This is a genomic window from Pandoraea anapnoica (assembly GCF_902459765.1).
Classification (GTDB): Bacteria; Pseudomonadota; Gammaproteobacteria; order Burkholderiales; family Burkholderiaceae; genus Pandoraea; species Pandoraea anapnoica.
The window spans coordinates 20,770-34,715 of record NZ_CABPSP010000001.1 but is presented as its reverse complement, the minus strand read 5'-3'; the positions used below and the strand labels follow the sequence as shown (position 1 = coordinate 34,715).

Genomic DNA, 13,946 nt, shown 5'->3' with positions numbered 1-13,946 from the left:
CACCCTCCGCTTACGCACGACCGACCAGCCCTTGCGGGCGGATCAGCAGAATGGCCAGCACGGCCAGATAGATCATGAAAGCGCCGAGCGCGGGCACGTAGTAGCGGCCGAGCGTGTCGATCAGACCGAGCAACAAACCGGCGTAGAGCGAACCGCGCAAGCTGCCCAGACCGCCTGCAGCGACCACGATCAGCACCAGCACCAGATACTTCAGGCCGTAGTACGGCTCCAGCGGCAGGATCTGGCTCGAAAGCGCACCGCCCAATCCCGACAGACCACAGCCGATGGCGAACGTGATCGAGAACACGAGCGGGACATCAATGCCGACGCAGCGCGCCATGCGCGGGTTGTCGACGGCGGCGCGCAGCTTCGCACCGAACGACGTGCGCTCAAGCCCCAGCCAGATGCCAAAGGCCACGACCGCGCTGCACACCAGCGCGAAGATGCGATACACGGACACCGAGAACGCCCCGAAGTCCCACGTGCCGCGCAGGCCCTGCGGCACCGGAATCGTCTGCAACTCCGTGCCTGCAATATGCTTGGCAATCGCGCAGATGATGAACGCGAGGCCGATCGTCATGAGCAACTGCCCCAGACCGTTGGCCGTGTAGACCCAGCGATACAGCGTGCGCTCAAGGATCGCGCCCAGCACCATCGTGCCGATCACGCCGACGAGCAATGCGACGAAGAAATCGAGGCCGGCACGCTGCATGGCCCACAAGGTGAAATAACCGCCGATCATGGCAAAGGCGGAGTGCGCGAGATTGACCACGCGCATCACGCCGAGCGTGACCGTGAGGCCCACGGAGATGAGAAACAGCAGCATCCCGTAGGCCACACCGTCAATCGACAACGACAGGAAAGTGGCAAGCGATTGCGTCATGAGGAATTACCGAAACCTAACGAACAGAGCGAACTTTTGGGGGGCGTCGCCTGCGTTACTTCGCGGCCACTTCCGAGTGGCTGATGTGCCACGGTTCGACCACCGACTTGTACGTGTCGATCGGCTTGTTTCCGAGCTTGCCGTCGATGGTTTCCACGCGACGGATGTACACGTTCTGCACGATTTCACGCGTCTTCGGATCGATCGACACCGGACCGCGTGGGCTCACCCACGAGTAACCCTTCACGGCGGCGATGGCCTTGTCGGCGTCCTTCTTGCCCTTGGTCGCCTTGATCATCTGTGCGATCAGCGTCATCGAGTCGTAGGCCGAAACCGAAGCAATCGACGGCAGTGCACCCGGGCCGTACTTCGCCTTGTAGGCCTTCACGAACGCGGTGTTTTCCGGCGTCGTGAGGAACGGCGAGTAGTGCAGTGCGGTGATCGTGCCCAGTGCGCTGTCGCCAATCGCGGGCAGGTCCGACTCCATCGTCTCGGTAGTGGCGAAGAGCTGAATGCCTGCCTTGTCGAGTTCGCGCTCCTTGAACGCCTTCACGAAGCCCGCCGACATCGGGCCGACCGGCATGAACATGAAGACGGCGTCCGGCTTGGCGTCACGCACGCGCTGCAGGTAGCTGGAGAAGTCCGTCGTGCCCAGCGGTACCTTCACTTCGACGGCAACCTTACCGCCCGCTTTCTTGAACGTCTCGCTGTAGGCGTCGATGGCGTCGTAGCCGGTGGCGAAGTCGGCCACCACGATGGCCGCGTTCTTCACACCTTTCTTCGCGGCGTACTCGACGAGCGGCACACTCACGGTCCACTGCGTGAAGCCGGTGCGCACGAAGTACGGCGACTTGAGCGTGACGCTCGACGTGCCCGAGTTACCGATGACGAGCGGCGTCTTGGTCTGGTTCACGACATCGGCCATGGCCAGCACGTTCGGCGTGAACGAGCCGCCGAACAGGTACTGCACCTGATCGCGCACCACGAGTTCCTGAGCAAGCTGGCGCGTGCGCTGCGGGTTCACGCCACCTTCGTCGCGCTCCAGCAGCACGATCGTGTCGTCGCCGACTTTGCTCTTGTTCTGCTCCATCCACAGGTTGAGACCGCGACGGTATTCGGTGCCCCACCACGATGCGGAGCCCGAGAACAGACCCAGCACGCCGACCTTGATGTCCTCGGCACGCGCGACCGAAACAGTGGTGAATTGGCAAACGCTCGCAAGTGCCACAGCGAGCCAGAGATGGCGCTTCATCATGGTGTCGTCTCCTCGTCGGCGTCGTAGCACCGATCCGTTTTTCATGAAGCCGCGCCGGGGGTTGGCGCGCCTTTTCTATGTATCCGGAACAGCTTAGGCAGACGAAATGAGCGCGTCGAACGACCTTCTCGCGTCGAGCGTTGCGTTTTTCGTATATCCCCGAGCTTTCCCCTACGTTGCGAGACGTTTTTTATGAGGGGAATTTCGCGCTGCGGGACGAGCGGCGTTCCGCGAGTGAAACGCCCGCCGCACAAGGCACGGCGGGCAGTCGTCAGGAGGCGTCGCGCCGTCGAAAAATCGTACGCGAGCGAGTGAGGCGAGACATGCAAGTCATGGCGAATCCGGCGATTTTCGCCGCGCTCGCCGGGCCATCGGCGAGCGACGTGCAACGAATTTACGTCGGATGCTGCATCGTCGGCGCAAGCGCGCGCAATTCGTCGAGCAGCTGCTCTGCGGCCGGTGAAAGCAAACCGTCGCGGCGCGTCGCCACACCGATGGAACGGCGCGCGTGTTGCAACGGCACCGGCACCACGGCCAGCTCCCCCGTGCGCAACTCCGAGGTGATCTGCACCGGCGAGAGCAGCGCGAGACGGTCGCTCGACGAGAGCAACCCGCGCACCACCGGCGAACTGCTCGCGTGCACCTGCGTGTGCGGTAGCGCGAGGCCTTCGGCGTGGAACACGCGCTCGAATACGCCGCGCGCAGGTGTGCACGGCAGCGGGCTGACCCAACCGTACTCGGCGAGTTCGGAGAGGGTGGGCCTCTTTCCGGACATCAGGCACGGATGGTCCGCGCGTGCGACGACCGACAGGTGATCTTCGAAAAGGGCTTCCTGACGGATATCCGGCGGCACGTCGTTCGCACGCAGCGCGCCGACGATCATGTCGACGTCCGCCTGACGCAACTGACGCACCAGCGCTTCGTAGGTGCCGTCGACCACCGTCACCGTGAGATACGGCGACTTGTGCAACAGGCTGTCGATAGCCTTCGGCAGCAGAAAGCCACTTGACAGCGGCAACGCCGCCACGATGACCGTGCCTTGCTGACGCCCGCCGAACGGCGCGAGTTCGTCTTCGGCAATCGCCAGTTCGGCGAGCGCGCGTTTGACGGGGCCGAGCAGCGCAACGGCCTCGTCGGTCAGACGCGTGCCGCGCGGCGTGCGCCGGAACAGCTTGATGCCGATGAGGTCTTCGAGCTGATCGAGATTGCGCTGGATGGTCGGCTGCGAGCATTGCAGACGCGTCGCTGCCAACGGCCCGCTGCCCAGTTCCGCGACGGCGATAAAACTCGTGAGTTGCTGCGGAGCGACCACGGCCGCGAACCGGCTTGCGGCACGCGCGCCGCCGTCCGCTTGCGAGGCGGTCGCCGCGAAGGCCTCGCGATAGCCGTTCGCCAGCTCCGCGAGCGCACGCGTCGCGCGCACACCGAGCCGTTGCCCGGCCGCGTTCGGAATCAGCCCGCGTCCGCTGCGATGAAACAGCGGGAAGCCCAATTCCGCCTCGATGTCCGAGATGGAGCGGGCGACGGCCGATTGCGAGAGATGCAGCATGCGGGCCGCGCGCGCGACGGAATCGCACTCCAGCACCGCGACCATCGCGCGCAACCCGCGCAGCTTGCGCACCAGCAGCGTGGCGTCATTGCTCTGGGGCGCGCGGCTCCACGTGCCGCGTTCGTGACACGCGAGCCGGGGCGCCGGCGGCGCGTTGGTCAGACTGACGGCGGTATCGATCGCCATGTCAGCGCATGGTCGGCACGCGACGCGTGGCCATGAACTCTTCGAGCGATTCGCCGCGCATGAGCGCATAGACTTCGAGGTTCGTCTTGCGCACCACGCGCGCAAACTTCTCCAGCACGAAGAAGTTCACGCCGTGTCGCACGAGGCCGAGCCAGTCCTGTGCCTGCACCATCGCCTGCTCTTCGGCCGTGAGACCGGCAGCGGTCATGGCGGCGACGGGATCGTTGAGGTATGTCTCGCGATTCTCGGCGCGAATCATGTGCCAAAAGAAGCGGTTGAGCTTGAGCGTGCGGTTGCTCACGCGCAGATCGAACGCGTAAGTGCCGGTGATCGCTTCGATACCTTCGAGTTGCGGATTCATGCGGCGTCATCCTCATAAAGCGCGACGGTCATGGCGGTCGTCGTCGCGAGGTAGTAGTTCAGGTGCAGACGCTTGATGCGCGGGCCCATCGCACCACGCATCGACAGCCACATGATTTGCTCGACGCTCTCCGCGCCGCCACGCTCGACGTAGTCCACGTGCTTGAGTTCGGTCAGCTTCTCCGGTGCGTTCTCCAGCAGATCGAGGAATTCCCGATCCCACGATTCGTCGTTGTAGCCCGCACGCTCGCCGTGAATCTGATGCGAGAGACCGCCCGTCCCCACGACGACCACACGCAGGTCTTCCGGGTACGACTCGATGGCGCGACGCACCGCCTGCCCGAGGCGATAGCAACGACGGCCCGTCGGCAGCGGGTATTGCAGCACGTTGATGGCAATGGGCACGACCGTGCCGGGCCAGTCCGGCTTGTGCGGCCAGAGCAACGGCAGCGGCGACGCACAGCCGTGGTCGATCGGTTTGTCCTGGAACACCGTGATGTCGAACTCGTCGTTCACGAGCGACTCGGCGATGTGCGCCTGCAACGCCACGTCCCCGCGAATCGGCGGCAACGGACGCAACCCCGCGCCTTCGTCCGCAATGGGAAACGACTCGCCCACGCCGAGCGCGAACGTCGGGTACATGTCGAAGAAGAACGTCGTGGCGTGATCGTTGTAGAAGAACACGAGCACGTCCGCCTGCTTTTCGGCGAGCCACTTCGCTACAGGCTCGTAGCCCTGGAACAGCGGCGCCCACGCGGGATCCTGCTGCTTGCCCTTGTCGTACGCCACACCGATGGTCGGCACGTGCGACGTCCCGATCCCTCCAATAATCTTTGCCACGCTGAAAGTCTCCGTTTCTTGTCTTGTCATGCCCGGGCCGCAGAATGAAACGGCCCGAATTTATGCAGGGCCGAGTCTATCCGGGATCCCGTATTTGCATAAACAAGGGTATTTACTGATGCGTTTACGAATTACGGGATCCCATAATGAAAAAAAGCCGGTACTGGCAGGCCCAGTCTGTCCGGCACGCGTGTAAGCGAACGAAAGGAGACGCATGCTGCATCCCACACCGACCACGGTCCAACTGCGCGAAATGATCCTCAAGGGCGAACTTGCGCCGGGCGAGCGTCTGGCCGAAGCCAAGCTGGCCGAGCAATTGGGAGTCTCGCGCATGCCGGTGCGTCAGGCGCTGCCGGTGCTCGCGGAAGAAGGGCTGGTGGTGCGCGCCGGACAACGCGGCTACGCGGTGCGGGCGCACACCCGCGACGAGAGCGTCGAAGCGTTGCACCTGCGCGGCGCACTCGAAGGTTATGCCGCGCGTCTGCTCGCCGAGAAAGGCGCGAGTGCGGATTTGCTGACGCAACTGCGCGAACTGCTGGCCGAAGGCGATGCGCTGCTCGCCGACCATCAGATGACGCCCGAAGTGCAGATCGGCTACGCGTCGCTCAATTCGCGCTTTCACGATCTGCTTGTCACCGGCGCACGCAATCCACTGCTCGAAGGGTTTATCGCGCGCTGCAATCTGGTGCCGTTCGTGGCCCCGCGCACAGTGGCGTTCGGTCACGAGGATCGACGCCAGTACGCGGACATCATCGCGTACGCGCACCGTCAGCATCACGCGATCGTCGAGGCGATTGCCGCGCGTCAGCCCGACCGCGCCGAATTCATGTGCCGCGAACACATCGTCACACAGGAACACAGCATGGGCGCGCAGTTGCTTTGACGCGCTCACCTTAAACAGCCTCATCCCATCCATCCGAATCGAAACGAGAGTGCGCCAACCTCTCCACACGAAGGCGCACCAAGGAGACAAACGATCATGTTCCTCAAAAACACCTGGTACGTTGCATGCACGGCCGATGAGTTCGCCGAGAAGCCGCTGGGTCGCAAGATTTGCAACGAAGCGATGGTGTTCTTCCGCGACGGCAACGGCAAAGTCGCCGCACTCGAAGACTTCTGCCCGCATCGCGGCGCAGCGCTGTCGCTTGGCTTCGTAAAGGACGGCCACCTCGTGTGCGGCTATCACGGTCTGACGGTGGATGGCGGCGGCAAGTGCACGAAGATGGTCGGTCAGCGCGTTGGCGGCTTCCCGAAGACGCGCTCGTTCCCGTGCGTCGAGCGCTATGGCTTCGTGTGGGTGTGGCCGGGCGACGAAGCCCTGGCGAACCCCGATGAGATTCCGCATCTGGAATGGGCCGTGAGCGAGCAGTGGGCGTACGGCGGTGGGCTGTATCACATCAAGTGCGACTATCGACTGATGATCGATAACCTGATGGACCTGACGCACGAGACCTACGTGCACGCAACGAGCATCGGGCAGGAAGAGATCGAAGAAGCACCGCCGAAGACGACCGTCGAAGGTGACATGGTCATCACGGCGCGCCACATGGAAAACATCAAGGCCCCGCCGTTCTGGGCGAGCGCACTGCGCGCCAACGGTCTGGACGATCAGGTGCCGTGCGACCGCTGGCAGGTATGCCGTTTCACGCCGCCGAGTCACGTGATGATCGAAGTCGGTGTCGCGCATGCGGGTCATGGTGGCTACGACGCGCCTGCCGACAAGAAGGCTGGCAGCATTGTGGTGGACTTCATCACGCCGGAAACCGACGAATCGATCTGGTACTTCTGGGGCATGGCGCGCAACTTCAAGCCGGAAGACGCCGAGTTGACGGCCGCAATCAAGCGCGGACAGGGCGGCATCTTTGCCGAAGACCAGGAAGTGCTTGAAGCGCAGCAGCGCAATCTGTCCGCGTATCCCGAGAAGAAGATTCTCAAGCTGAACATCGACGCGGGTGGCGTACAGTCGCGCAAGGTGCTCGACCGTCTGATCGATGCCGAGCGCGCCGGTGCCGCGACCGGTGGTGTGGAGAACGCAGCATGAAGGTCCGGCTGGCGAACAAGCGCGATGTCGCGACCGACATCTGCGAATTCGAATTGGTGAGTGTCGACGGCAGCGCGCTGCCCGCCTTCACCGCCGGGGCGCACATCGACGTGCATGTGGCCGACGGCCTCATCCGTCAGTACTCGCTGTGCAACGCGCCCGGCGAGACGCATCGCTACTGCGTAGGCGTGCTGCGCGATCCGCAGTCGCGCGGCGGCTCCGTGGGCATGCATGCGCTGACGGTCGGCACCGAGATCGAGATCAGCGCGCCACGTAATCACTTCCCGCTCGCGGATAGCGCGAAGCACAGCATCCTGCTCGCGGGCGGCATCGGTGTGACGCCGATCCTCTGCATGGCCGAAGCGCTGGCGGCGAGTGGCGCGTCGTTCGAAGTGCACTACTGCACGCGCGAACCTGCGCGTACGGCGTTTCGCGATCGCTTCGGCAGCGTTGGCATCGCCGACAAGACGCAGTTCTACTTCGACAGCGAAGGCGCACGCGCAGATCTCGATGCGATTCTCGCGCAGCCCTCCGGCGGCAAGCATCTGTACGTGTGCGGCCCGGCGGGTTTCATCGACGCCGTGCTCACCCGCGCTGAAGCGGCGCAATGGCCGGAAGGCAACGTGCATCGCGAGTACTTCGCCGCACCGGTATCGACCAATACCGATGGCGAAGGTGACAAGCCGTTTCAGGTCAAGCTGCATTCGAGCGGCCGTGTGATCGATGTGAAGGTCGGCGAGACTATCGTCGCCGCACTGGCGGCACAAGGTGTCGAAGTGCAGATGTCGTGCGAGCAAGGCGTGTGCGGCACGTGCCTCACGCGTGTCGTCGACGGCACGCCCGACCATCGCGACGTCTACCTCACCGACGACGAACGCGCAGCCAACGATCAGATCCTGCCGTGCTGCTCGCGCAGCAAATCGCCTGTACTGGTCCTCGATCTCTGATCCAAATCTTCCCGTAAAAAACCAACAGCCCCGCGTCGTCATCCGAGCGGGGCTGTTCGTTTTCATCGACCTTATCGACGTTAGCGACGACTGATCTGCGTTACATCACCCGATGTCGCGTCTCACGCACGAGCACCGTCGAGATCAGCGCCATCGCCGCCAGCACGAGGAAGTAGACGATCACCGGCCAGATCTGGCCGTGACTCCACGCCAGCAGACTTGCCGCGATCATCGGTGCAAGACCGCCGCCGAGCACCGTCCCGATCTGCTTGCCGAGCGACACGCCAGAGAAGCGGACCCGCGTATCGAACAACTCCGAGAAGAAGCTGCCCTCCGGGCCGAACATCATCGGGTGGATGATACCCGCGCCGATCACGATGGCGCACACGACAAGTGCCGTCTCTTTGCTGCCCATCATCAGGAAGAACGGGTAGATGAAGAGCGCCGTCGCGGCGAGCCCCATCAGGAACATCGGACGGCGTCCGAGTTTGTCCGACAGCATGCCGAACGCGGGAATCGTGAGCATGGCGAGGATGTTGGCGTACAGCACACCGTCGGCCATCACGTTGCGCGGTAGGCCGAGCGTTTTCGTGCCGTACGAGAGCGAGAAGATCGCGACCAGATAGAAGAAGCTCGTCTCGGCCAGACAGATGAAGAACGTGACGAGCGTCGGACGCCAGTAATGCGTGAGCACCTCAGCCACCGGCACCTTCGCAATATCGCGATGTTGCTCAGCCGCCTTGAACGTCGGCGACTCCTCGACCTTCAGGCGCACGTAGGTGCCGAGCGCCACCAGCAGCAGACTCACGAGGAACGGCAAACGCCAGCCCCATGACAACAAGTCCTCTTCCGGCAAACGGGTGATGAGCACGATGGCGAGCGACGCGCCGACAATCGATGTCGGCCCGGCCGCCTGAATCAGCCCACCGAAGAGGCCACGCAAGTGCGCAGGCGCGCCTTCCACCGTCATCAACAACCCGCCGACGGACTCGCCACCGAGCGCGAAGCCCTGAATGAAGCGCAGCGTCACGAGCATGATGGGCGCCCACATGCCGACCATCGCGTAGGTCGGCAGCAGGCCGATGAGCGTGGTCGCCACGCCCATCAGAATCAGCGTGAACAACAGAATCGACTTGCGTCCGATGCGGTCGCCGAAGTGACCGAAGACGATGCCGCCGATGGGCCGCGCGAGGAAGCCGACGGCGAAGGTGGCGAACACCGCGATCATGCCCGTCATCGAATCGAGCTGCGGGAAGAACAGCCGGTCGAACACGATGGGCGCGAGAAAGCCGTAGACGAAAAAGTCGTACCACTCGATAGCGGTGCCGAAGCAACTCGCCGCGACCACGCGACCGAAGTTCGGGGCGGCGGCAGGTGCGGCCGAAGCATCGGTGGCATGCGGCTGACCGGAGGCAGCAGATGCAGCGCTCACCCCCGCAGGGGCGGTTTCAAACGGTTGTGACACGGTTGTCTCCTCCGGCCGTCTATTCCGGTCTCCCGGCTGCGGCGGTATGGTGGTCTTACGTAACGTCAGAAGGGGTAATGACGCGGGGTGGTCTGCACCGTCATCCAGCGCAGATCGGTGAATTCGTGAACGCCTGCTTTGCCGCCGAAGCGTCCCCAGCCGCTCGACTTCACGCCGCCGAACGGCATCTGCGCTTCGTCGTGCACGGTGGGTCCGTTGATATGGCAGATGCCCGACTCGATGCGTTTGGCCACGCCCATCGCGCGCGCAATGTCGCGACTGAACACGGCGGACGACAGGCCGTACGCGTTGTCGTTGGCGCAGGCGATGGCGGCTTCGTCGTCCTTTACGCGCACGATGCCTTTGACCGGACCGAACGACTCTTGCGCGTAGATCGCCATGTCCGGCGTGACATGGTCGAGCAGCGTCGCGGGCATGAGCGTGGTCTCGGCGTGGCCGCCGCACAGCAGCTTCGCGCCCTTGGCGAGGGCGTCGTCGATCAGCGCATTGCAACGCTCGACCGTGGCCATGTCGATCACCGAACCGAGGACGACCGGCCCCTTGCGCGGATCGCCGAGCGGCAGCGAACGCGCCTTGGCGGCAAGCTTGTCGACGAACGCATCGGCAATCGACTCGGCCACGACGATGCGCTCCGTCGACATGCAGATCTGGCCCGAGTTGGCGAACGCACCGAACGCTACGCCGTTCACTGCGTCATCGAGATCGGCGTCGTCCAGCACGAGGCACGGCGCTTTGCCGCCGAGTTCCAGTACGGCCGGTTTGAGATGTTCGGCGCAAAGGCCCGCGATGATGCGCCCCACGCGCGTGGAGCCGGTGAAGTTCACACGACGCACGGCCGGTTCTGCGATCAGCGCTTCGACGATAGCGCCCGCGTCTTTCGGTGCGTTGGTGATGAAGTTCACGACACCCGGCGGCAAACCGGCTTCGTCCAGCGCGTCGGCAATCAGACCGTGCGTGGCCGGACACAATTCGGAACCCTTGAACACGACGGTGTTGCCGCAAGCGAGCGGCAGCGCCAGTGCGCGCACGCCGAGAATGACCGGCGCGTTCCACGGTGCGATGCCCAGCACTACGCCGGCGGCCTGACGCACGCCCATCGCGAGACTACCCGGCACGTCCGATGGAATGATCTCACCCGCGATCTGGGTCGTCATCGCAGCGGCTTCACGCAAGCCCTGCGCGGCGAGGTGCACGTTGAAACCGGCCCACAGGCCGGACGCCCCCGTCTCCGCAGCCATCGCAGCCTGAAACTGTTCGACCTTCGCTTCGAGTTGGTCGGCCGCCTTCATCAATAGCGCACGACGCTCGCCCGGGCCGGTGTTCGACCATGCGGGGAACGCGTCCCACGCGGCACGCACCGCAGCGCGGGCGTCTTCGACCGTGGCGGCGGGGGCTCGAGACGCGACGCCACCGTCGAGCGGATTGCGTCGCTCGAACGTTGCGCCGTTGGTGGCGCGAACGCGCTTGCCAGCGATCAGCATCGTGAGCACTTGCGGATCTTGTTGGATGGACATGGTTTGACGTCTCCTTAATTCATTGTGGGTCGCGCGATGCCGTTGCGGGAAGGCACGCTATCGCCGTGCATCATGCCACCACGAGTTCGACGAGACGCGTCTCGCCACTGGCAATGGCGTGCGACAAGACGTCGCGCAATTCGGCGCCTTGCTCGACGCGCTGCGCGCGCAGACCCATGCCTTCGGCCATGCGGACGAAGTCGAGATCGGGCAGGTCGGTGCCCTGCACCGGATCCTTCGGACCAAAGCCGAACGACGGGGCGAAATCCTGCAATGCGGCGTAGCGTCGATTGTTCAGGATGACGAAGGTAATAGGCAGACGCGCCTGCGCGGCGCTCCACAACGCCTGAATCGAGTACATCGCCGAGCCGTCGCCAATCAGGCCGATGATGCGGCGTCCCGGATTAGCCATCGCCACACCAACCGCCGCAGGCATCGAGTAGCCCAGACCGCCACTGTTCATCGTGTAGAACGTGCCCGGCAGCGTGAACGGCAGGTATTGCTGCATCACAGAGCGCGCGCTCGGGGCTTCCTCTACGACGATGTCCTGTGCAGCGCGCACTTCGGCGAGCGTTTGCAGCGCGAAGGCCGTCGTCATCGGCTCACCCGGCGAATTCGCGGTGGCCACGGGCGGCACCGCGCGCGCAGGCGGCTCAGTGCGCTCGTGCGGGACGTCACGCGCGAGCAGCGCTTCCACGCCAAGCCGCACGTTGCCTACGACCGATGCGCCGACCGGCATCCACGCGGCAACGCTCGGGTCTTCGATCAGTTGGAACAGCGACGCGCCTTCCGGCACGTGTGGGCCAGCGCCTTCCACGTGATAGGTGAACGCGGGTGCGCCGATCACCAGAATCAGATCGTGCCCGCCGAGCAGGCCGACGATCTTCTCGCGCATCGGCGGCAGGAAACCCGCGAACAGACGATGGTCTTCCGGGAACGCGCAGCGGGCGCACATCGGCGCAGTGAACACGCGCGCATTGTGACGCTCGGCGAGCGCGACAACGGCATCGAAGGCCCCCGCACGATCGATCGACGAGCCGACGACGAACGCCGGACGCTCGCATGCGTCGAGCGCCGCCGCGAGTTGCGCGAGCGCGACCGGGTCGGCCTGCACCCGCGTGCTCACCTGACGCGGCGGCTGCGCCTCGGCCGGACGATCCCAGTCGTCTACCGGAATCGACACGAACACCGGCCCTTTCGGCTCCTGCATGGCGACGTGATAAGCGCGGGCGAGCGCCAGCGGCACGTCTTCGGCGCGCGCCGGTTCGAGACTGAATTTGACGTACGGCTGCGGCAATTCGGTCGCCCGCACGGACGCGAGGAACGGATCGAACGGCAGGATCGAGCGGGCTTGCTGACCCGCCGTCACGATGAGCGGCGTCTGATTCTTGTACGCGGTAAAGATGTTGCCCATCGCGTTGCCGACACCGGCGGCGGAATGCAGATTGATGAACGCCGCGTTGCCGGTGGCCTGCGCGTAACCGTCCGCCATGCCGACGACCACCGCCTCCTGCAACCCCAGCACGTACTCGAAGTCTTCCGGGAAGTCGCGGAACAGCGGCAGTTCCGTCGACCCCGGATTGGCGAAGACCTTGGTCATGCCGTGGCGGCGCATCAGATCGATGACGACCTCGCGCACGGTGAGTGTGTCGGCGGTGCCAGCGGGCTGACCGGCGCGAAGTTCTCGGCTGTCTTTCATGGATTCGGTTGTCTCGTGCTGCCGTCGACGCGCGGGCGTGACGGCATGGTTCTGGTGGTGGCTCGCGGCGCGCTCACTTGAGTGATTGGGCGCGTGATCGGATGAGCGATTTTGCGAGTATAGGCAGACGATATATGCACCGGAATTGCTTTTGCGTGCCGAAGTCATTACGCTTTTGCATGACTTAGCGCCAGTCGTCTTTCGCGTCATCCTTTGGTCGGTTTCATCTCAACTCCGGGAGTTCCGTCGTCCGCCATGAGCCTCAATCTTCAGCAACTGCGCGCCTTCACGACCATCGTCGCGACCGGCAGCCTGGGGCGCGCCGCCACGGAACTGCATCTCACCCAGCCCGCGCTCAGCCGTACGATCAAGCGTCTGGAAACGGATCTGGGCGCACCGTTGTTCGAGCGTCATAGCAAGGGGATGGAACTGACGGCGTTCGGGCAAGCATTGCTGCCGCACGCGATGCTGCTGGCGCGCGAAGCCGAGCATGCGCGCGAGGAGATCGACGCGTTGCGCGGCCTCGCCAAAGGCACGATCAAGGTGGGTGCTGTCGGCGCCATCGCGAGTCACGTGCTGCCGCTCGCCGTCGACCGCGTGCTCACGCGCTGGCCGAATCTGCGCGTGGAAATCATCGAGGGGGTCTGGGATCGGCTGGCGCAGGGACTCATGCGTCACGAGATCGATCTGGCGCTATCGACCGTCGCACCGGACACCGACGACATCGTCGCTGTCCCCGATTGCCATTGGGAAGACGACAGTTACGTGGTCGCGCGGTGCGACCACCCGTTGCGCCAGCGAAAGACCATCACGCTAGCCGACACACTTGAGGAGCGCTGGGCGATTCCGCCGCGCGGCACCGCCCCGTACGCGCACATGCAAAGCGTGTTCGCTGCGCACGGGCTGGGGTTGCCGAACATCGTTGTGGAGACGCGCTCCGTGCCGGTGCTCAAGAGCATGGTCGCGCGATGCGGGTTTCTGACGTGGATGCCCGAGCCGATGTACGACGTCGAAGCACAGGCGCGCGTGATGGACACACTGCCGATTGAGACCGTGCGCGCCACGCGCACGCTCACCGCCTTCCGACGTCGTCAGGGCATTCTGCCGAGCCCCGCCGCCAAGCTGCTCGACGAATTACGGAAGCTGACTGCACCGGACTGAGGGAGCGTCGGCGCTCGGGATGATC

Annotated in this window: 12 protein-coding genes; 4 read left to right on the top strand and 8 right to left on the bottom strand. The window is 64.3% G+C overall.

Annotated elements, in window-relative coordinates; all coding sequences use genetic code 11:
* Nucleotides 1–10 precede the first annotated feature (10 nt).
* The 5 genes from PAN31117_RS00160 to PAN31117_RS00140 form a co-directional block, all read right to left on the bottom strand.
* Nucleotides 11–883: a branched-chain amino acid ABC transporter permease gene (locus tag PAN31117_RS00160; protein ID WP_150736429.1), complete on the bottom strand. Its 873-nt coding sequence runs from the start codon at nucleotides 881–883 to the stop codon at nucleotides 11–13.
* A 55-nt stretch (nucleotides 884–938) separates the two neighbouring features.
* Nucleotides 939–2,138 carry an ABC transporter substrate-binding protein gene (locus PAN31117_RS00155; protein ID WP_150736428.1) on the bottom strand — a complete coding sequence of 400 codons (1,200 nt, stop codon included), beginning with the start codon at nucleotides 2,136–2,138 and terminating at the stop codon, nucleotides 939–941.
* A 394-nt stretch (nucleotides 2,139–2,532) separates the two neighbouring features.
* On the bottom strand, nucleotides 2,533–3,873 hold the full coding sequence (locus PAN31117_RS00150) for a LysR family transcriptional regulator (RefSeq protein ID WP_150736427.1): 1,341 nt from the start codon (nucleotides 3,871–3,873) through the stop codon (nucleotides 2,533–2,535).
* A gap of 1 nt (nucleotide 3,874) precedes the next feature.
* Complete coding sequence (locus PAN31117_RS00145; RefSeq protein WP_150736426.1) at nucleotides 3,875–4,234, bottom strand: protocatechuate 3,4-dioxygenase; 360 nt, start codon at nucleotides 4,232–4,234, stop codon at nucleotides 3,875–3,877.
* The gene (locus tag PAN31117_RS00140) at nucleotides 4,231–5,073 is read right to left on the bottom strand and encodes a gallate dioxygenase (protein ID WP_150736425.1); all 843 of its coding nucleotides are present in this window, start codon (nucleotides 5,071–5,073) and stop codon (nucleotides 4,231–4,233) included. The genes PAN31117_RS00145 and PAN31117_RS00140 overlap by 4 nt, the downstream gene beginning before the upstream one ends.
* 214 nt (nucleotides 5,074–5,287) lie before the next feature.
* Here PAN31117_RS00140 and PAN31117_RS00135 point away from each other — a divergent pair, with 214 nt between their 5' ends.
* The 3 genes from PAN31117_RS00135 (at nucleotide 5,288) to PAN31117_RS00125 (ending at nucleotide 8,061) form a co-directional block, all read left to right on the top strand.
* Complete coding sequence (locus tag PAN31117_RS00135) at nucleotides 5,288–5,956, top strand: GntR family transcriptional regulator (protein WP_150736424.1); 669 nt, start codon at nucleotides 5,288–5,290, stop codon at nucleotides 5,954–5,956.
* A 96-nt stretch (nucleotides 5,957–6,052) separates the two neighbouring features.
* Nucleotides 6,053–7,114: an aromatic ring-hydroxylating dioxygenase subunit alpha gene (locus PAN31117_RS00130; RefSeq protein WP_150736423.1), complete on the top strand. Its 1,062-nt coding sequence runs from the start codon at nucleotides 6,053–6,055 to the stop codon at nucleotides 7,112–7,114.
* On the top strand, nucleotides 7,111–8,061 hold the full coding sequence (locus PAN31117_RS00125; protein WP_150736422.1) for a PDR/VanB family oxidoreductase: 951 nt from the start codon (nucleotides 7,111–7,113) through the stop codon (nucleotides 8,059–8,061). Before PAN31117_RS00130 ends, PAN31117_RS00125 begins: the two co-directional genes overlap by 4 nt.
* A 100-nt stretch (nucleotides 8,062–8,161) precedes the next feature.
* On the opposite strand, the gene PAN31117_RS00120 is transcribed toward PAN31117_RS00125, so the two are convergent.
* The 3 genes from PAN31117_RS00120 to mdlC form a co-directional block, all read right to left on the bottom strand.
* Nucleotides 8,162–9,526 (bottom strand): MFS transporter, encoded by a 1,365-nt coding sequence (locus tag PAN31117_RS00120; RefSeq protein ID WP_150736421.1) that lies wholly within the window; start codon nucleotides 9,524–9,526, stop codon nucleotides 8,162–8,164.
* Nucleotides 9,527–9,591: 65 nt separating this feature from the next.
* A complete protein-coding gene (locus tag PAN31117_RS00115; protein WP_150736420.1) occupies nucleotides 9,592–11,061 on the bottom strand; it encodes an aldehyde dehydrogenase in 1,470 nt (489 codons plus the stop codon).
* A gap of 70 nt (nucleotides 11,062–11,131) precedes the next feature.
* Nucleotides 11,132–12,760 carry a benzoylformate decarboxylase gene (gene mdlC / locus PAN31117_RS00110; protein WP_150736419.1) on the bottom strand — a complete coding sequence of 543 codons (1,629 nt, stop codon included), beginning with the start codon at nucleotides 12,758–12,760 and terminating at the stop codon, nucleotides 11,132–11,134.
* 255 nt (nucleotides 12,761–13,015) lie between these two features.
* Here mdlC and PAN31117_RS00105 point away from each other — a divergent pair, with 255 nt between their 5' ends.
* Nucleotides 13,016–13,921 carry a LysR family transcriptional regulator gene (locus tag PAN31117_RS00105; RefSeq protein ID WP_150736418.1) on the top strand — a complete coding sequence of 302 codons (906 nt, stop codon included), beginning with the start codon at nucleotides 13,016–13,018 and terminating at the stop codon, nucleotides 13,919–13,921.
* Nucleotides 13,922–13,946: the final 25 nt, after the last annotated feature.